This window comes from Paenibacillus marchantiophytorum (assembly GCF_014640555.1).
In the GTDB taxonomy this organism is placed as follows: Bacteria; Bacillota; Bacilli; order Paenibacillales; family NBRC-103111; genus Paenibacillus_E; species Paenibacillus_E marchantiophytorum.
Genome location: NZ_BMHE01000064.1, coordinates 15,575 through 35,859 on the forward strand (window position 1 = coordinate 15,575; position 20,285 = coordinate 35,859).

General features: G+C 36.8%; 17 protein-coding genes, 4 tRNA genes and 1 rRNA gene. 1 reads left to right on the plus strand and 21 read right to left on the minus strand.

All coding sequences use genetic code 11. The features are described 5' to 3' along the window. Positions 1-54: 54 nt before the first annotated feature. From IEY34_RS32635 to IEY34_RS32700, 14 genes are all read right to left on the minus strand, one after another. Positions 55-1,431, minus strand: coding sequence for an ABC transporter substrate-binding protein (locus IEY34_RS32635; protein ID WP_189019932.1), 1,377 nt, complete (start codon positions 1,429-1,431; stop codon positions 55-57). Positions 1,432-1,451: 20 nt separating this feature from the next. After that, on the minus strand, positions 1,452-2,318 hold the full coding sequence (locus IEY34_RS32640) for a carbohydrate ABC transporter permease (protein ID WP_189019933.1): 867 nt from the start codon (positions 2,316-2,318) through the stop codon (positions 1,452-1,454). Beyond that, positions 2,315-3,196, minus strand: coding sequence for a carbohydrate ABC transporter permease (locus IEY34_RS32645; RefSeq protein ID WP_189019935.1), 882 nt, complete (start codon positions 3,194-3,196; stop codon positions 2,315-2,317). The genes IEY34_RS32640 and IEY34_RS32645 overlap by 4 nt, the downstream gene beginning before the upstream one ends. A gap of 682 nt (positions 3,197-3,878) precedes the next feature. After that, positions 3,879-3,960, minus strand: a tRNA-Leu gene (locus IEY34_RS32650). A 205-nt stretch (positions 3,961-4,165) separates the two neighbouring features. Further along, entirely contained in the window at positions 4,166-5,383 is a 1,218-nt protein-coding gene (locus IEY34_RS32655; protein ID WP_189019937.1) for a GIY-YIG nuclease family protein, read from the minus strand. Between the two features lie 149 nt (positions 5,384-5,532). Further along, positions 5,533-5,880 carry a hypothetical protein gene (locus IEY34_RS32660; RefSeq protein WP_189019939.1) on the minus strand — a complete coding sequence of 116 codons (348 nt, stop codon included), beginning with the start codon at positions 5,878-5,880 and terminating at the stop codon, positions 5,533-5,535. 53 nt (positions 5,881-5,933) lie between these two features. Next, positions 5,934-6,608, minus strand: a complete 675-nt coding sequence (locus tag IEY34_RS32665) for a hypothetical protein (protein WP_189019941.1) — start codon at positions 6,606-6,608, stop codon at positions 5,934-5,936. 69 nt (positions 6,609-6,677) lie between these two features. Further along, a complete protein-coding gene (locus IEY34_RS32670) occupies positions 6,678-7,016 on the minus strand; it encodes a hypothetical protein (RefSeq protein WP_189019943.1) in 339 nt (112 codons plus the stop codon). Between the two features lie 612 nt (positions 7,017-7,628). Further along, positions 7,629-8,993: a phage portal protein gene (locus IEY34_RS32675; RefSeq protein ID WP_189019945.1), complete on the minus strand. Its 1,365-nt coding sequence runs from the start codon at positions 8,991-8,993 to the stop codon at positions 7,629-7,631. 13 nt (positions 8,994-9,006) lie between these two features. Then, positions 9,007-10,578 (minus strand): terminase large subunit domain-containing protein, encoded by a 1,572-nt coding sequence (locus tag IEY34_RS32680; protein ID WP_189019946.1) that lies wholly within the window; start codon positions 10,576-10,578, stop codon positions 9,007-9,009. A gap of 12 nt (positions 10,579-10,590) precedes the next feature. Beyond that, a complete protein-coding gene (locus IEY34_RS32685; RefSeq protein WP_189019947.1) occupies positions 10,591-10,986 on the minus strand; it encodes a hypothetical protein in 396 nt (131 codons plus the stop codon). Positions 10,987-11,040: 54 nt separating this feature from the next. Beyond that, positions 11,041-12,276 carry a hypothetical protein gene (locus tag IEY34_RS32690; RefSeq protein WP_189019949.1) on the minus strand — a complete coding sequence of 412 codons (1,236 nt, stop codon included), beginning with the start codon at positions 12,274-12,276 and terminating at the stop codon, positions 11,041-11,043. Positions 12,277-12,693: 417 nt separating this feature from the next. After that, positions 12,694-13,572 carry an SU10 major capsid protein gene (locus tag IEY34_RS32695; protein ID WP_189019951.1) on the minus strand — a complete coding sequence of 293 codons (879 nt, stop codon included), beginning with the start codon at positions 13,570-13,572 and terminating at the stop codon, positions 12,694-12,696. 24 nt (positions 13,573-13,596) lie between these two features. Next, a complete protein-coding gene (locus tag IEY34_RS32700; protein WP_189019953.1) occupies positions 13,597-14,076 on the minus strand; it encodes a hypothetical protein in 480 nt (159 codons plus the stop codon). Positions 14,077-14,418: 342 nt separating this feature from the next. Here IEY34_RS32700 and IEY34_RS32705 point away from each other — a divergent pair, with 342 nt between their 5' ends. Then, a complete protein-coding gene (locus IEY34_RS32705; RefSeq protein WP_189019955.1) occupies positions 14,419-15,819 on the plus strand; it encodes a hypothetical protein in 1,401 nt (466 codons plus the stop codon). A gap of 286 nt (positions 15,820-16,105) precedes the next feature. On the opposite strand, the gene IEY34_RS32710 is transcribed toward IEY34_RS32705, so the two are convergent. The 7 genes from IEY34_RS32710 to IEY34_RS32740 all read right to left on the minus strand — a co-directional run. After that, positions 16,106-17,056, minus strand: a complete 951-nt coding sequence (locus IEY34_RS32710) for a reverse transcriptase family protein (protein WP_189019957.1) — start codon at positions 17,054-17,056, stop codon at positions 16,106-16,108. 956 nt (positions 17,057-18,012) lie between these two features. Beyond that, positions 18,013-18,426: a hypothetical protein gene (locus tag IEY34_RS32715; RefSeq protein WP_189019959.1), complete on the minus strand. Its 414-nt coding sequence runs from the start codon at positions 18,424-18,426 to the stop codon at positions 18,013-18,015. Positions 18,427-18,711: 285 nt separating this feature from the next. Beyond that, the gene (locus tag IEY34_RS32720; protein WP_189019961.1) at positions 18,712-19,635 is read right to left on the minus strand and encodes a tyrosine-type recombinase/integrase; all 924 of its coding nucleotides are present in this window, start codon (positions 19,633-19,635) and stop codon (positions 18,712-18,714) included. Between the two features lie 127 nt (positions 19,636-19,762). Next, positions 19,763-19,844 (minus strand) — tRNA-Leu (locus IEY34_RS32725). 12 nt (positions 19,845-19,856) lie between these two features. Further along, positions 19,857-19,928, minus strand: a tRNA-Gln gene (locus IEY34_RS32730). Positions 19,929-19,944: 16 nt separating this feature from the next. After that, positions 19,945-20,017 (minus strand) — tRNA-His (locus IEY34_RS32735). Positions 20,018-20,184: 167 nt separating this feature from the next. Further along, positions 20,185-20,285: ribosomal RNA gene (locus tag IEY34_RS32740) — 23S ribosomal RNA — on the minus strand; the annotation flags it as partial.

Here is a 20,285-nt window from a genome sequence, read left to right on the forward strand (position 1 = left end):
ATGATCTCCCGAAGTTGATAGTATAATCGTTTTCGGTTTCATTATAGCAGATTCCTAATTCTTCTTATATTTCGTATTCAATTCTGTCAGCAGTTCATTCACTTTCTTATCCATAACGGCATTTATCGCTGCTGCATTCGCCTTTTCATTATCCAGCTGATCCATCTCGTTATTGACCACGTCCAAAATGTGTGAATAGCTTGAGATTAAATGGTTGTAGGATTCCGTGCCATGCTTTAATCCGCCTTCAACGACTTTCTTTAAATCTTTAGGATCGATAGCTGGTGCGTAGAGATTGAAATACTTCTCAGCGGCCTGCTGATTGGATGGCGGCGTACCACCGCTTAGTTCTATCGCTTTCTCTTGTACGTCTTTCTGCAGTTGATATTTAATCCATTCATAAGCTTCCTTCGGATGCTTGGAATCCTTCAAGATGACGAGTGGATCGATATACAGCACATCGCGCGCCTTATCGTTGTAGCCCACTGGCACAGCAGCGACACCGACTTTAAAACTGTAATCCTTCACAGATGCAAGAATCCATGCGCCTGCTACAGACATGCCGACTTTGCCTGTTGCAAAGGGATCTCCACCTTGACCCGCAACCGCTTTCGTAAACTCTTTGGATGGCATCACTTTATCTTTATAAATCATATCGTGTATCCTTTGATTCGCTTTGATAGCCTCAGGAGAGTTGAAGTAGGATGCCGTCGGATGGCCGCCATTGGTCCATGTATCGTCCGAATACACTTTGGCCCCGAAATAAATGAGCCTCATATCTTTCTCAGCCCAACCCCAATCAATGCCAAATTCGGTTTTTTGCGGATCATCACTCGGCTTGGACAGCTTCTTAGCCACTTCCATCATCTTATCGAAAGTCCAAGATTTGTCCTCAAAATCTGCAGGAGGATACGGCAGTCCCGCTTTATCGAACATATCCTTATTGTAAAGCATCAAGGAAGTATAGCTATAAACAGGTATCCCGTAGTTTTTGCCATCCACTTTGTAAATGTTCATCACATCGTCGGTCATTCCATGGTCTGTCGCTTTGAAATTATCTGCTTTGATCAGATCTGACATATCCCTTAGCATGCCTTTATCTATGAACTCAGCGAAACCCATCTCCCCCCAGTGGGAAGTCACATCCGGCGCAGTCCCTGCTGCCACAAGAGATTGCAGCTTCGAATCGAATTCCGAATAAGGTGCCTTCATAATCTTCACTTTGATATTGGGATGTGCGGCTTCAAAATCCGGGACAAGCTTCTCGACGAAAGTTTTGTCCGGCAAGTCAGGCACAAACTGCGTAATCGTCACATTTTTACTATCGCCGCCTTCATTGTTTGCACCTTTCGTATCCGAACAAGCCGTTAAAACCGAACTTACCAAAAGCATGAAAGCAAATGAACCTACCGTTAGCTTGCTTTTTTTCATAGCTAGATCCTCCCTATTTTTCACTTTACTCCGGTCATGGCAATACTTTGAACGAAATACCTTTGTGCGAATGTAAATAAGAGCAAAATTGGAATCACTGCCAAAATAGCCGAGATCATCACCAAATTCCAAGGAACCAGGCGAGTAGCCGACGAATACATCGACGTCATGCCAATCGTAAGCGTGAATTTCTCCGTAGAGCTAAGATATAGCACCTGTCCGAGCAAATCGTTCCAACTCCCAATGAATGAGAAGATGGCAACAGTCGAAAGCGCCGGACCTGATAACGGCAATGCGATGCTCCACCACTGACGAAACTCCGAACACCCATCCATTCTCGCTGCATCAAAAAGCTCATTCGACAGGGAAGTGAAAAATTGCCGTATGAGAAAAATCATATAAGCAGAACCGAAAAATGCAGGAACGGTAATCGGTAAGAATGAATCCATCCAATTCATTTGTTTGAACAGAATAAACTGAGGAATCATGAGCACAGGATAAGGCAGCATCATCGTACTGAGCAGTAAGGCGAACAAGAGATGTTTGCCCTTCGCTTGGTATCGCGCAAATCCAAACGCTACGAATGAGGACGAGAGAACCGTTCCCAGGACAGTAATAAGGCTAATAAATATGCTATTTCTGTACCATAGGCCGTATTGATAGTTAGTGAAAAGCTTTTTGAAATTGTTTAATTCAATATGTTCAGGGATGATTCTTGGCGGAAATTTGAGAATTTCAGCTTGTGACTTAAAAGCTGTCGAGAACATATTAATGGATGGAAACACCATGATAATCGCTAAAACTGTAAGAATCAGCAGCACTATAATTTTCGAGAAATTAATTGTAAGCGTCTTCTTTTTAGGCAATTGGACTGAATCCTGACTCATGCACCATCCCCCCCTTCATAATGCACATATCTCTTGGAGATCTTCATGACCAAGTAGGTCATCACCATGACTAGAATTAACAGCACCCAGGCCAGAGCCGATGCGTACCCCATTTTGAAGAATTTGAAGCCATTTTGCCATAAATAGTACACGTAGAATTGTGTCGCATAATGCGGTCCGCCTTTGGTCATCACAAACGCTTGTGTAAACACTTGAAACGAATCATTGATCCCCATGATCAGCTGGAACAAAATGACCGGTGAGATCGCCGGCAGCGTAATGCTGCGCAGCATTTGCCAGCGGCTTGCGCCTTCCAATCTGGCAGCCTCGTACAAGTATGTCGGCACGCCCTGCAGGGCAGCCAGGAAAATGATCATCCCTGCACCTGCTCCCCACATCGTCATAATGACCATGGCCGCAAGCGCCCAACGCTCGCTCTCCAACCAGCTCGGTCCATCGATGCCGACCAAACCTAGCATGTAGTTCATCATGCCTGTTTGTGAATTGAACACCCACAACCACAAGAGTGAAAGCGCTACGCCAGAAATCATGCTTGGAAAATAGAGCGCTGTACGAAAAAACCGCCTGAACGGCACTTTCTGATTCACCAGTACAGCGAACAGCAAGGACAGAATCAGCTGCAGCGGTACACTGAAGACTGTGAAGATCAGCGTCGCTTTGACTCCCCGCCAGAAAAGCTCATCATGGAACATCTTCGTATAATTCTTTAACCCTATCCACTTTGGCGAATGAATGATATCATATTCTGTAAAGCTGAAATAAAGCGAAGAAATAATCGGAAAAACCATGAATACGAGTGCTCCAATCAGCCATGGCATGATGAAAAAATAAAAGTAGCGCGTATTGCGTGTTAACATCTTTGTTTCCCCCCCTTCTATATGTATATAAAGTATAAACGTTTATACTTTATGAAGATAATATTAATATGGGCTGATGCGGTTGTCAATCGCTTTTTAAAAAACTGCAAAAAAACCCTTAATTAGTAAGGGTTTCCTACTGTAATGCTGAGATACGGTTCGGTGTGCAACTGGAACATAGACTCGTGGATGAAAAAAGCTAGCTCTATGGTTTTATTACCACTCATTTTGCAGAATCTGGTGAAATAAGACCACTGGGCGTGCTTATCTACTGTATTTCTTGTATTCCCGGCGTATGAACTGCGAAAACCAGCTTCGCCACCCTGAATGATGAGCCTCTTACTAGGGACAAGAACTAGTAAGGGAACTGTATGACGCTATTTGGGCACATAGCATGGATGCTAGGGCATTAGCGGAACTACAGGGTCCTATTTCCACGTAAATAGCTAATTTTCCCTTCAAACAGCAAAATAGCGCCCTGTAGTTCCCTCACACTCGCTAAAATGCCACTTTTTTCTATAATAGTGAACTGTAGTTCCCTTATCTCCGAGTGAGGCAGCTGTGTTAACTCCGTGATCACGCCAAAACATATAAACATTTTTATCCTAATCGAGCCACTTAAAGCCTCTTGAAGTAAGTAATAAATGAAAAAAAAGCCTTATATAATAAGGCTTTCTTGGGATGCGGTCGGAGGGATTTGAACCCTCACGCCTTGTGAGCGCCACCCCCTCAAGATGGTGTGTCTGCCGTTCCACCACGACCGCTTTGCTGTATAAGGTTTTATATAGGTTGACCACTAACTTTTCAGTTCATTAAGAAAAATTATATAGTGGTTCTCGGACTTTGTAAAGTGGTCAGAAAAATTATGAAGATAGTGTGCTTGAGGTACTATTAAATCAGAATAATATTTAAATTCTATGAAAATGGACAAAGAAACCTACCAATTAGGGTAGGCTTTTCATTGTTGATTTATTTAATTTTCGCGACTATCCATCCACTTTGAATACTTCCGTATTCTTCATACTTTCCATCAATCATAAAGCCAACTGTTTGCCCTTTTATTGCATTGTCAACCAAATTTCTATTCATTTCAATGTGATTAATTCTTGATTTTAAATTCATGATTCCACCCTGAATTAATATTTGATCGCCTATTGAAAATTCACCTTTATTAATATCAACAATCAAAACTGCTTTTCCATCAACATTAAACAGATTGTCAATTACCCCTTCTCCAGAAACAAATTCCGAAATATATTCTTCTTTCAGATATTTGAAAAAGGTTTGAATTTGTTCGTATTTTTTAATAGTGTATTTTGTAAATTCATCTTGGTTTCTTGTTTTGTAACGATGAATTGATTTTTCACATTCAGCGATAACACCATTTTTATATCTTGCTAATAATGATTTATTATCAATTTCCCACCCATTAATTAGAAAACTGGAAACATAATCTCCTATATATAGAATTTTCATATTGCTATTAGCTATATTCGCAAAATATGAAGACCAACATTTAGCGGAGTTTTCCATATGTTTATATTCTGGATATAACGAATATATACTTCCCATTACTGCGTAACAGTCAACCCACCCCGCCTTTACTCCTTCTTTATAGTAATCCATCGCAATTTTAAGATCAGAATTCACACCATCTCCATTACGATAAATGTTACCTAAGTACCAATAAGATTCGCTTGCTCCCATTTTTGCTGATTTTTTAAATAATTTTAATGCTTCATCATAATCTTCGAGTTTTCCATCATTCCCATAATAATAATCCTTTGCCTCTTCCAGCATACTTTCTGCTAATTGGCTAATATCATTTGAACCACTATTGATCTCAGAAGTATACTCTTCTTCATTTGAAGATGACTTTTGTTGACTCTTTAAATTTTGAATTATATTAATTGCTTCATGAACTGGGATTGAGAAAAACTCCCGATTATTTGCTACCCTATAATTTCTTTGTTCCAAATATGTATGTATTTGCTTTTCGGCAAAATGACAATCATTAAAATATTCTTTGTACACTAAAATGAATGGAGTAGCTACACCTGTAGCATTCGAAAGTTCAGTAACTCTATTCTCAGGGTCTCTAGTTGTCATGCCAATTTTTACTACCCCTTGAATTGATGGGTTTAATAATACGTAAACATAACCACTTGATAACATTTCAAAATCCACACTCCCACAATTTTCCTTCTATCTTACCATTTTCCATGAAATAGTTCTATATATCTACTAAATAAAGTGGGTACTAGTCCTTTAGTTGGGTATGAATGAGGAATAGATCTACTCATTAACTCCAAGCACCCTTTAAAGGGTGCTTGGAGTTAATTCAAAAAAGATGAAAAATCATAGTCGCTCTTGCTTTGAATATTGAGTGAGATAATTTCAATGTCTCTTAAAACTATTTTATCCCTAACAACATTAGTAAGTTCACCTGTCTCAAAATCTGTAGTGTACGAGGTGAAAATAAATGAATTTGTTTCTTCTACATATTGGAGAGAATCGAAACCGAAACTCCTGTTTTTTTTTTGTAACCCTTGTTTATAGCTAATTTTATAAATTTTCGAATCATCATGCACATGTTCTTTCAGATTTGAAATAGTTTTATTCCATTCTGAATCGCCCATTAAAGTCGCTCTCTTTTGCAAATCTTTATATTGATCAATTCCCATGTTTCTCATTCCTCCACTACTATTATTTTCCTAATCATATCACATTTCCAATATTACACTATTTTTAAATCATAGAATGACTTTTCTATAAAACCATTCCAATCACCATGGGTCGTTGAAATCCCCCAATTTATACCATCCTCTACATTTCCTGTTGAAGTCACTTTGACGTTTATACGTACCAGCCCACTAGAGATGAAGTCAAAACCTCGGTATTCATATTGACGGTTCTCAATAAAAATATCATGCTTCCTATAAGGGTCAGTAAAAGAAGAATAGATGGCTCTGGTTGTCGCATTGTCTTGAATGTAGATAGCCAGTGCGCCTTCTGCTATCATTAGTTGTCTGCCCGTCTCTAATTCAAAATCTGTTGCAGTTGAAATGATACATGGAATTTCTTTAACGTCGTATTCAGAATATGTACTACCATCCTTTACCGATAAATTAAAACGTATGTAATGCTCAGCACATCTAATAATCGCCTTGTAAGATTGATAACGCTTTGTGGTTATTTGATTGATAACATAGTAGTCCCTGTCCTGTAAAACTACGTGGTCGCCACGTTTCAGTTCTGCTATTGCAGATATAAACTTATCATCCAACTCATTAATTGGTTTGTTGGTAACTAGAACACTTGTATCTATATTATTCAGTTTTACGATCACTCCAAACTGCTCTAGCATCGCCTTAAAATCATGTTCTTGAATCTGAAATAAATTAACCTTCAAACTAACACGCTCCTTTTAACTTAAACATAGTAAGCCATACAATTAATGAACAGTATATTTGGTTTTTACTCATTGGAACAGCATGAAGAAATTACTGTCTGTCTTATCATCCGTAGATGACATCTGACGCACCTTGCGTTCCAGTTGGTCAATACGAGACATTAGATTCTCATAGAATGCAGAGATGGTCATATCATCCTGTTTATAATCCTTCATTAAAGTTGGATTGTTTGCAACAGATTCTAAAATGGCTAATGCTGTCTGGTAGATGGAACGCTTCGATTTGTTTGATTCTGGATTGTATTCTTCATAATGCTTCAATCCATTCTCCGTAAGATACAATTGAATTTCTTCATGAGTTAATTCAATGCCTTGAATCTCTAATTGCAGTCGTTGTAAATTGTTCATCAGAAAAACACTTCCTTTGTTATATTATTATCTGATTGCCCAAATTCCTTGAAATTTTGGCGTGTGTGTGGAGAGGTATGTATGCGCACCTCAAAAAAAATTTAGGGTCTCAAGCCGACATTGTTCCTGTATAAACAAAATCACTAATGTCTTTACGTCTATTCGGCTATTGTGAAGCCACAATATCAACGTTTTTTATTCATTATTTATGCACTAATATACATGAAAATCGCATACTGACTTTGATTCCACCCGAATTACCCTAAAATAGTCGAAAAATAGCACACCATCTACTAGAAATAGTGTGCTGACCTTCAAATCATCGCTAGAATGCTGAATATAGAAAGTAAACCTGTATTCATTAACTCATACTCCATACACCATGAGCGCATAAGACACTTATCTGCTCATAGCGCAAAGCCGAAACCAATCCCCAAAAGCAAAAACCGATACCAACCTTACAGGCATATAGTCGCTCATAGCCATAATACTTATAAAGAACCATCTGGTGCGTAATTACATGTATTCTATTAATTCACGTTATATAATTTATATGTGTGTTCGGATAACGTACATTTCCCCACAAAACGCCAATGTTTTACTGCTGAATTATTAAACGATCACACTCGGATCATCAACTCTAACCTCATTCACAGCACCATTATTGACCTTCTGAACTCTCTGACTATCTCTGTTACCTCTCAAGCGTTCCAACTCTTGACCAACATCCTTTGTATAAGGACTGTTCTCTAAAACGCTCTCAATGCTTATAGCACCCATCTCGCTCAATGCTTTAAGATTCTCAATAATGTCCTTCTCATTTGTAGGTCGGCTATATTGGAACACAACATCCAATGTTTCAACTGCTTTTTCATCAATGCTTACTCCCATACGAGCAAGCAAGTCAGCAACAACAGCAAACCTATGTTCCATACCATCACGAATGAACTTCTCGTTCATACCTGCTTTAATGTCTGCCAACTGGAACAGCAACTTCATAGACACTTCTGATAGATTACTAACGTCAGTGTTATTCATCGATACAGCAGGAGTAAACGAAATATCAAGCAATGCTTGTTTCAATGTCTTGTATATGGCTTCAAATGACTGATAATCCAATGAGTTACTAACCATCTTGAAGTCAGCACCATCATCCAGAACCAAGCCACCACCAACTAAGTTTTGATTCAATCCTTCACCCTTCAACTGTTGACCAATAGCAACAGGAATTGGATTATGATGCTTGTAGAACGAATCAGAGAACTTACTTAAAATGTCCTCCATAGTGTCCAAAATACCAATGAAATCATCCAAGTCACTACGACCAAAACGAGTATCCAATTCATTCTGGTTCTTATAGCAGATTGGCAAGCCACTCGCACTTTTCTTCGTTTCCAACAGATACAGTTCATCTTCGCCAGTTCCTGCATTTGTGTATGTTTCTACTCGGTCAGTGTAGTACACTGTGTAGTATTCAGAGAAGTTAGCAACATAGAACTCAATGAAAGCAATCAATTCATTCTTGTAGTTGTATACTGGATAACTATCTTCTGGTGCAATCAACTTGCTTTTAATCACGCCATCTTGAACATAGATGTATTCATATGCGTTACCATACTTCACCAATGAATCAAGAATATCAAAGTCAATCTTATTGAACTTGCCTTTAAGATAGACTTTCTTGAACTCTGCAACAGTATTTTCATCACCAGTAAGCGATACAGGATTTTTCATTAGGTAACTGGTCTGAAAGTTTACAATGGTCTTAGAATACTGCAACACAATCTTACGTGGCTCAAATACCTTACCATTGTATGTTTCGCTTTTTCTTGTCAAAATCTTATGCTGTCCACTTAAATAATCCTTCTTGTCGAGAATGTCCTGCACCCTTTGCTTATGTGCAGTCATTCCTACTTCTTCCACAAACCATTGTGGCTCACCATCATGAGTCCGATTAATATATTCTTGAATATCCATTCAGCGTCATCTCCTATACATACCATATATTTGCTTTGATTGCCTGTACTGCAAATGCGAATGAGAGAACCAAGTCATCATGATTACCATTGCCCCCCTTGTTACCTGTTTTGCCATTGCTTTCAACGAATATCTGCATCTGTGCTAATGTTTCTTTACAATGAATCATCACCATGCCTACTTCAAAATGTTCCTTGAAGTCAGATACCAGAATGCTTTTCGTCACTTCCGTTGTCTGCCACCCTAATTTCATCTGCTTCCTACCTGTTTGCTGATTGAATACCTTGTGCTTATACAGATTCAGATAGTCATATTCCTTTCTCAATCGCTCAATCAATGGCAAGCCATAACTGTTGCGCTCAATCACAAAGAAGGCATAATGATAAAACCTTCCGAGTAAGTTAATGATTTCAGCGAAGGCATACACAGGAACTTTGTTATGGTAGAAACTCAACACCTGTTCGCCATCGGAATCAAGAATTGTGATTGTTGAACTATCACCACCACTACCAGAAGCAGTATCCGCACCGCCATAATAGCGTTCGCCCCTCTTGGGCAATTTGAAAATAAATAGACCTCTGTTAATATATCTCAACAAAGGCTCTGCAAGGTGATTCAATTCAGTTTTAGGCAATGGCTCAGGTGTAGCATTAATTCGTTCCAACACTTTCGATTGGTCAAAGACACTGAATCCGCTAGTAATGAATGATTCCATCGAATTACTTGGGAACTCTTGATAAAACTCTTGAATACTCATATCAAGCAACTTCCATCTGCGCCACATCAACTGTTTTAATGAGGCACCTTTGCCATGTAGAATCTTTTCATCTCCATCTAAATCAGCAGGACATAAACGCCTTCCACTATTGCTTTCCTTATACCAATCTTCTGCTTGGTTATAGTCATGCTTGAACTGCTTCTCGTATGCGCTCGAATAAAATGGAAAGAAGAATGACTTGTATTTGGATTTCTTTTTGTACGCATTCATAAACACCTCTTGATAATGGTTGAAGCCATTAGATGTTGTTTCAATTACAACTTTGCTTGTCAGGTTCTTAGCCAACGCTTGCTCTGCTGACAACAGCACCTTCTCTTGATTCTGGTAAAAGGCAAACTCCGACAGCAAAATGTACTGATATGTTGTGCCGCGACCAATATCCTTCAATCCTGCAATTGAACATTGAATCCTAGAGCCATTGTCCATAAGAAACTCATCACGATTGGAACGCTTAATCTTAGGGAATGAATACTTATCATGTGGTAGTGAATCATACATTACTTTCAATTTCTCGAACAATGAACTGGATGATTCTTGTTTATATGAAACCAACAGATAATTTGTACTATTGTTAGTGCAAGCGTAATACAAGCACAAACCTAGAGATAATGTAGAGAATCCAATTTGCCTTGCCTTTGAGATGATATTAAATTTTACCATGCTATCAACAAACTCACACTGTTGCTCATTCACCTTGAAGGGAACTGCATCACCATTGTTGTCTTGTATCTTCACAAAGTTCTGCAACCACAACTTAGGATTGTCATTGATAACCTTTAACTTTTCCTTCGTGCTAGTTCTCGCCATTCATTCCACCCCTTAGACAATCAAATCGTCATTATCTTCCTCATCTTCTTCTTGATGCTCAAAATTCTTGAGTGCCAACTTAGCATGAGTGTCAATCTCTCTTGTTAAAGCCAAGAACAATTTAACTGCCTTGTCATCGCCTGTTTTTGCGTTCTGAATTACTACAGTATAGATTTCCTGCAAGTCATCTGCTGTTCTGGCTTGCAACATAAGCGTTACCAACGCTTTGTATTCCGCTGTTTTCTCCCAACGCAAATATGGGTTCATTGTCTTCTTGTTCACCACATTAAGAAACTCTGCTTGTGTCTTTAATTCTTTTGTCTGGTCAAAGCGAACGGCAGGAAACTTGTACTTGAAATACTCTGCTCTGTCCCATGCAATTGCTTTTAGTGCGTCATGAATATTCATTTAGCCATCTCCTTTAATTTATGGAATATAAAAAGGACAACCATTTGGCTGTCCTTAAACTGCATTCTCGTATTCTTCTTCAAGTTCGAACATCTCTCGTATGAAACGCTCTTTTTCTTCTTCTTCTGTTTTAATTCGTTCCTGTTCCTGCTTTTCTTTAAATGCTCGCTGTCTTTCCCTAAATGCTAAAGTATGAGGGTCTTCCTCTATCTTAACAAAGTTGGAAATGTCAAATTTTACAGTAGTAGGGTTATTTTCGACAGTTGTTATTACTTCAATTTTCCTTGGCTCTTGCTTTGGATTTGCCATCATCATTCTTGCTTTAGATTCCCAACTTTCAACCATTTCTTTCCCAGAAGCGTTTTTGCTGATTGCATTAAAGCGCTTCTTGCCCCATTCTTTAACTAGAAGGCATTCAGTTGTCAAATAAATATACATATCATCTTCAGATAACTCTGAACCATATTCAAACAGGTTTATTCTCTTAGTCATTCTTCGGTCTGTGGTAGCCATTAAAAGATCGGCAACCTTCATAAGTTTACTATGACGCTGTGTGATTGTTGGCTTGTAACCATCTTCATCTGCTTCTGGCTCATCATTGACACTATATTGGTTAATCTCTTGGCGGACATTTCCATAATCATCAGTGTAGTAAACGCCACTCTTCACTTTAATAATACCTTCCCCTTTGAGTGACTTGATGATTCGCTTGGCTGTTGAAGGAGATACTTTTAATACATTTGCCCACTCGTCAAAGCTAACTGCATATTGAATGTTGTTCCTCCATAGGACGTATGTCAGAACTTTAAGACGTTGACCAATATTCTTTTCATCTGCTTTTGCTATCTTCATGATTAATTCAGTCACAGGAGTCCAACCAGTGTAAACAGTCCCATCTGAAACAACTTTCTCATCAAATAATTTGCTTCTATTTCTAGGTGTACGAATAACAAGGTATGTTGTTGCCTTGATTTCTTCACCATTACAATCTATGCTAATAAATCCTTTTTGGGATAACCCTGCGAGTGCATCAATAATTCGCTTCTTTCCTCTGGAAATGCTTTTACTATCCCACTGTAGCCTTGCGTACAGTAAGTCAACATTCACGTTAGAGATTGAAACATCTCTCGCTGATGCGTGATATACAATTTCATAATACACTGCGATCTCATCATCTGTCGCATAACTTGGACTTGCATAAGCAAGCATCCTCATTGGTGTTTTCACAAACTTCTCATTGCTGTTATATGCTTCAACTTCACCGACAACATTTTCTGTGATTTTATCCATATTTAATTCCTCCAGTTAAAAGATGTAAATCAGATTTGCTCAAATTTGAGCAGATACGACTCAACTCACCATTCATCTGCGCTCAAAATCGAGCAATTCTGATACAGTAAATAAAAGTAAATAGAATTATAAAAATAGATATAAATAGCTTATACCGAATCAATAAATTCCCGATACTTAATTATCTTACTTTCTGACATTTCCGCAAAGCTATTTTCGTATTTTGATAATAACGAAGGCGAACAAGCTATTGCTTCAGCTAGTCGTACTAATCGAATCCTTTTCTTCCTACGTTTAATTACATACATATCTTTTTCTTCCAATTTAAATAACCCCTTTGTATATAAAGTGAATTTACTTCCAAACAAAAAAGGGTGGGGAGCGCACCCACTCAAATTTGTTTAAGTATCTGTCTAACTATGCTTTTATTGTATATTCAACCACAGCTTTTTTGCTAAGAACTTCAAGTGTAGCTTCAGCAAGCACTTGTCCTTGCGTACTGTCCCCAGTTTTGCCAAGCAGTTCAAATACAGGCTGACGAAGCCATGCGATAGACAACGCATTCAAGTCGAATGCAATAATCTTATCAATTGGCATATGACGATCAAGCACGAAATTAAGGCGTCCATAGTTAGTGTCGATTGTCTGTACTACCAGACCAAACTCGTTTGTCTTTGCTTGGTAGTTGTAGCGGTCTTTATACAGTTCGTCAATTTGCTCTTTAATGTCGGCATTTACAAGAGCGTAAATTTTTCCTGTTCCTGCTCCTTGCTCCCACAGTTTCCGAGCAAGCTGTTTAACTTCTACTTCTGTGATAACACCTTTCGTTGCACCAACAATTTTGTTAGAAGCATCTACGAATTTCAGAATGCCATCCATTTTACGGATTCCACTCAGAGAGCCATCATCCTTAACGCCACCGATAAGGCGTTTCTCGATGTTTACTTTCAGTTCAGCAAGGCGATCATTAATCTCACCAGAGAACAAATCTCCGACTGCGCCAGAAGCTTGAGCAGTTCCAGAAACTTTTGCCGATTTCATAAAAATTTCCATTACGTTGTTCATTTCAGCACGAACACCATTAGCGAAGTTCGTTGCGTCCGAACCCTCCGCAACAGAAACATCATCCGTAAGGTTCAGTGTCTTTTCACGCCACACATGAATCTTGGCTGTCGATGGTTTTTCTTTACCATTAGCAAGCAACAGCGTTGTTAGCGGTGTATCGATGGGGGCAACCATTGCGATCTCTTTCACAAGGGAAATATTTTCTTGAGTAGTCAAGTTAGTTGTATTCATTTTGTATCAATCTCCTTTTATTTTTCAGTAAATTTGTTTGAAAAGCTTAGAAAGCTTGGAATTTATCATGCCTTTGGTATCTTTACTTTTCTCAGCCAACGAATATTTGTCAGCACTTCGATGAGATTCTGGAACGAAGCCATCGTTAAGTTCTCTTTTACCAAGAACCTCATTGAACTTCTTAATCTTTGCTTCCAATTCTTCACGATTATTTTCATCGACAGCAAAAAACTCTGCGAAATCTGATAGCCCCTGCAACTTTAATTCAATAGCGACTTCTTTAGACCACAATTCTTTTGAACGATTCTGCAAGTTGATTTCAGCTTTTGAAGCTGATTCGTCATTTGACCTCAATCGTTCAACCTCATCTTTAAAAGGTTTTATCAAGTCTTCAATTTCACTTTCGGTGTAAGTTTTTACTTCGACATTTGGTTTGTTGTCAGAACTAACATTATCATTGTCAATATCAACAGTTTCATTTTTTATGTAAATCGCCCCTTTCATAAATAAAAAACGCCCATGCCGTAGGCAAGGACGCACTAATTAATTTAAATTTTGAATTGTATTTGAAAAAGAAAGAAACAAGGAACACCTTGCTTGAAATGTGTACGTGAGCAAGCGAACAATTTGTTTTTGGAGGATAGTTCGCTTGTTAATCGCTTGGATAAAATAACGAAATAGAGATTGGCGACTCTCCTTCATTACTTAAAGTGATTGCTCGGCTGAAAATTCACTGTTTTGAATCACATCTCCAAAATTTTCAATTTTCGACATAAGTAGACAACCGAGGCTGTATCATTGTATTATTTTACCACACACTAACACTAATATCAGGAGGTAATATCCATGAAACTTCGGATTGAAAAATGGGTTGAAGAAACGAATCCTTTTGGAGATTCAGCTTATGAATTATTTGAAGAATCTGTGCGTTGCTACAAAATTGGAGCATATAAGTCTGCTTTTATTATGTCTTATCTTTCATTTAAAACTACTATAAAATATAGAATTTTGGGGTGCAGTTATGGTGGTGAACTCGTAAGAAAAAACCCAAAATTTTGGGAACTCGAAATTATTAAGAATTTAGATAATGATGATTATTGGGAAAAATTCGTAAATGAGATAATAGATGCTTCATGTGCAAACAAAAAAATTAAAGAAGATATTGCTATTCTTCATTTTAAAAATGAAGAACAAATTAAAACTGACTATAACTACTGGAAAAATATAAGAAATGATTGCGCTCATGCAAAGAGACAAATAACAATTGATAGTTCTACAGTTGAATGTTTTTGGAATTATATGATTGATAATTTAAGTAAATTTTATGTTCTTGGAGGCGAGGAATATTTACTAAGAGAATTAAAAAATCTGTATGAATTTTTTAGATATCCAGATATTATTGAGCATGAAAAAGTAACACACTTAATTGATGATGTAAACGTTATTTACAAAAAAAACTCTAAAGAATTTTTCGTGAAATTATTTCAGAAAATAAGAAAAAGTGCAAATGGTTACTTGGTAATTGATTCTAATCTAAATTTTTGGAAAGCTATTTTAGAATCTGATTACAATGATGTCAAGAATGGATTAGTTGAAGTGATTTCAAATGATGCACAGTATTTCTTTAACTTTTACAACTATTTTCCACAATTGCTTGAAATGTCCTATTCGCTCAATTCTAAATTCATTATAGAAGAATTGTCATATTGGCTAAAAGAGTATTCAGTATATAATTCTGGAAAAACATTTTGGGTTATACTTTTAGAAATTTTAGATAAACATAGTAAACATGTAAATATTGATAAAATAGTAAGTAAGAGAAATATTGAAATGCTTAAATCTTTTGAGCCTGATGAAAGAACTTTGAGAATACTTAACAGTTATTACGTGTTTAAAAAATATATTCTTGAAGTATCATCTTGGTTCTTTAAAACAGACTCAGAATCACAGTATGATAATTTCAGTAATTATAGTTCTAAAGATTATGAAAATATTGAAATTTGTTTCGATTATTTAGAATGGGATATCGAGTGCATAAAAGCAATCAATGATGCACTTTGTAACTTAAAATCAAGTATGGCTTTTAGAACTAATTATAATGCTATATGGAATGGCAGGGATTTTGCTGATAAATGCTCACGAATAATCTGCAACAATAAAAATAAAATAGAAAAAATCCAGGATATCAATTTAACTGATTACAGTTATGTTTGGGAAATTCTTAGCAATTCTATTAATAAAAAGTAGATATGCCCATTCAATATTATATTTATCTATTCTTTTTAGTTCTATCTACTTGTTATTACTGTGTCAATTTTGCTTGAATTTAGACGTAGATGAATATGAAGTAAAATCAAATCAGCCCAATTTTATGCGAAAATGCGATTAAGTGATTTCTACATATGATACTGCCTTATCTTCATTACGATGCAAGAAATGATTTTAATTTAATTTGATGATGTGCAATATTCTATGAATCAAAAAAAGACGCTCTAGGATATCCTAGAGCGTCTTTTTTGCAATATCTCATTTATTATACTGATCTCCTAATTTCCCTTACTCTACGTAAAATATGAGGAAATTTTCTTGTTCTTTCTACAGACATAATAGCTGAACAACAACCTTGAACAGTATTGCATAATAACTGTATTACTTCCCTTTTATTCAAAATGTCAACTTGCTCCATCTTTTCAAGTTCGTTGAACTTCTCTGTTAATTTTCTTTGTAATTTATTTGGTGCGAATAAAGTATTGTTTTTTACTATAGTTCCTGTAATCCTAGTACCATTAATATTTCTTGTTAAATGAGTCTTCTTGTTGTTGACTTTGAGATTGAACTGCTCGACAATCTCTATCACTCTATTTTTGAAGCTTTTTCCAATCATGTTACTTGAAGAAAATGTTAAATCATCATAGTAACAAGAGAATTTAATTCCTTGGCTTACAGCTAGGTCATGAATTTTTTCAAACATATCAGAGTACGACAAATAACTTAACACTGGGCTTGTTGAAAAACCCTGAGGTAAGCTTCTTATACCACTATTTCCTTCATTTGGTACAGTCACTAGAAGTGTTACTATTTTAGCATTGTCCATTGACATCCCCAGTTTGTTTTTGAAAAAATCATAAACATAGCTGTCAGAAGTAGATGGAAAAAAATTCTTCAAGTCCATAAGTAAGTAAAAATTATTATCTTTATGTACAGTTGCATTTTGAACATAATCCCGTTCTCTGATTCCGCCAAACACATAATTTGGTATTGGAATTTGTTGCAAAATAAGGTTGATCCTTTTTAAAACCTGTTTATAGTCCTTATTAGGATTATATAACATGCGTTTTTTTCCATTATCAAATTCCTTTTCAAATGGGGCTGTAGAGTAATGTTTAGTTATATCTTTAAGCTTGTATAATTCTATGCGTAAATATAGCGATAACATTTTTTTGCTTTTTAGATTTTTCAATTTGCATAATTGAATGTTCAACATAATATCCCCTATCTGGCTGATAAAGGAGGCAAGAGCTGATGAAGTCAATCAAAAAGTCATAAGAATCAATACAAACATCGGAGGCTACTGAAAAAAAATTATGAAACCAAGAAGATGGCAATAACCTAACCAGTCCAATGAATGGCTCAAGCTTTTTATAAAGCCTAACAATCATCTTATTTTTACTTTTTGCTTTGTTCAAACGGTTTTTACGAGAATCCATTTAAATCACCCTTTTATTTGTTAGTAGGCATTACTGCCCCCTCTGCATTAACAAAAAGGATTTTGGATCTGGGACTCAACCGAATCAACTCTTGCCCTTTAAGAACCTCTGCTCACATCTTCGGTGAACGCTTAACTTTTGGATGATATCGGATGACGTATGGCACACGTAGGACACGTACGACACACATATAGCGACATCAGTCTTTCCCGCCACGAAGGCAAATTGGCAATTCCACAGAGGATAATTCCCGAATCTCGTAAAGTTATCTTATCATATACTAACAATATCTGACAACATAATCTTTCAAAGATTGTTAGATTTTCAGGGAATACCACATTCTATGTTATTTACTTCACCAATTGAAGATGACTACCCTTAATCTTTAGTATACAATTACTCCTCAGATAACTTCCTTCCTCAAACACAACTACTTCATCTGTATAATATCTTATCTCTGATTGACAATCTAAACTTCCTGCAAACCACACCTCAACCTCTTTATTTGCGTTAATACAATTTTGCAACTGAATATCTGTTTTGAGGATAGTTCTGTTTCTTGGACTTTTCAAATTTTTGCTTCGCCTCCATTTATAAAAATAAAAAACACGCAGAAATAAAGGCAATTTTGCCATTATCTCTGCGTGCTTCGCAGTAGTGTCATTTGATTATTAAATAATATCAAAATAAGTAAAATAAGTCAAATACTTGTATATTCATTTAGACTGCATAATTAACTCGGAAATACATAATCCCAAAATTCACCAAATCTTGATTTTGAATGACTTGCTTTGATTTCTTTTGTCATATAGTCGAGTCCTCTAATCATCACGAATGCGCCCCCTAAAAAAGGGGTAGATGATGAGAAATCATATTTATCATATTCTGGAAATACAAGAAATATTGTAGTGAGTAATCCAATTGCAATTTCTAACAAGCCATAAATAAGTTTAAATTGACATCTAATTCGGAATAAAAGTAGTACAATAACAGGAATAGCGATTATAGTTAAAACATTGCCATATTGAATAATAATAGCTTTAAATCTAATTATAAATGTGAATGGAATAATAAAATTGACTATAAATACTACTAACAAACTTATTGAAATTGACCCATCTCTGCGAAATATTGATCTTTTCTCCACTTCTGACTCCCCTTATCCTTCCAATATTTTCATTAAATCTCACATTTCATCAAAATATATCAATTAGTGAGGTTTGTCAATGCTAAGTAGACATACTTCAAAAAAGGAATCCCCCTAACTTCCATGCATAACTAACTTCAATCTATAGCCTTCTATTTCAGCCTCTATGAATTGTTCATCGTCTGGTAGGAGAAACCCATTAGTAATACCTCATGAAGGCGTAAACGATCTTTTGGATACCCTAGATTTATCAATCGAAAGAATAATAAATTGGCATAAATCCCCCTAAATATCCAAGTTGTTAAGTGGATTGAATTTTTGATTTTGTTCACGAAGCGCAGTACCCCAAATTGATAGATAGCGTTGAGTTATATTCAATTGGCTATGACGTAGCATCTTTTGAAGGGTAAAAATGTCGCAACCATTCATAAGCATTCTGTGAGCAAAAGTATGTCTGAATGTATGGCAGGATAATCGAACATCTTTGAAAGCCATTGCCTTTTTTAGTCTCATAAAAATTGACTTAACAGCATCAACAGCTAATTTTCCATTCTTTCGGTCACTTACAAAAACATACTCAGATAACTCTTTGAAATGCTGTTTGCAAAACACTTGATATTCCGCTAGTTCTCTGATCAATTTATCAGCAAGAGGAATTGAAGATTGCTCCCTTTTCTTACCGTAGACAGTTATAGTTCCAGATTTAAAATCAACATCATTCCATTTGAGATTGATTAATTCTCCTAGACGGACACCCGTTCCGAGTAATGTGATAATAATCGTATAATCCCTGTAAGCATGGAAAGTTCTCTCACGTTGTTTGATTCTGCGGTAGTAGTTAAGCATTTGGTTGATGTGATAATCATTGAAAGCTTCAATTTGAATATCTTCCTTAACGTAGAACATTTTCTTGATTGGATTTTTCTTTGATTCTATAACCTCGATTTCTTCAAGATGATTGAAGAAAATTTTGATTGAGTGAAGCTTTGAGTTTCTGGTTGTTGGATTGTTTCCTCGTTCTTTCTGGCAGTATATCAGGTAGGATTTAATAATGGACTGCGATACGTCTTCGATACTAACAACTTCCTGCTCGCCACAATACGTTTGAAATTCCTTCAAGGTCATCAAATAGGATTCAATCGTTCTTGGGGATAAATTCTTGTACTCTCGGTCATCTTTAAACTCTTGTATAGCAAATTTTATCAACAAAAAAAACCACTCCCTAATCAGAATTTTGATGTTCTGAAAAGAAAGTGGTTTTAAAACTCAGATTCATGTGCAGATATGCCCACTATCTAATTTTAACCTTAAACTTTCATAAAACCTACATCTGGGATGCGGTCGGGGGGATTTGAACCCCCACGCCTTGTGAGCGCCACCCCCTCAAGATGGTGTGTCTGCCGTTCCACCACGACCGCTTAAAAGGTAAACTGGGGATCTAGGATTTGAACCTAGGCATGACGGAGTCAAAGTCCGTTGCCTTACCGCTTGGCTAATCCCCATTAGTAAAGGGAAAAGGGCGACCGATGGGACTTGAACCCACGAATGCTGGATCCACAAACCAGTGCGTTAACCCCTTCGCCACGACCGCCACAGTAGGGATTTATTCCCTGAAGACTAGATACGAAACTTACGTAAAGTTAGATGTTCTTAGGATTTCTGGGCCCCAATCAAGTATTCGGAATTCGCTACAAAGCTTATCTTCACTTTCTTGGGTACAGCAGAGAGACTTAAATCTACGATTAAAGATCCCTATATTAGGTTAAGCCCTCGACCGATTAGTATTCGTCAGCTGCATACGTTGCCGCACTTCCACCTCGAACCTATCAACCTCGTCGTCTACAAGGGGTCTTACATAC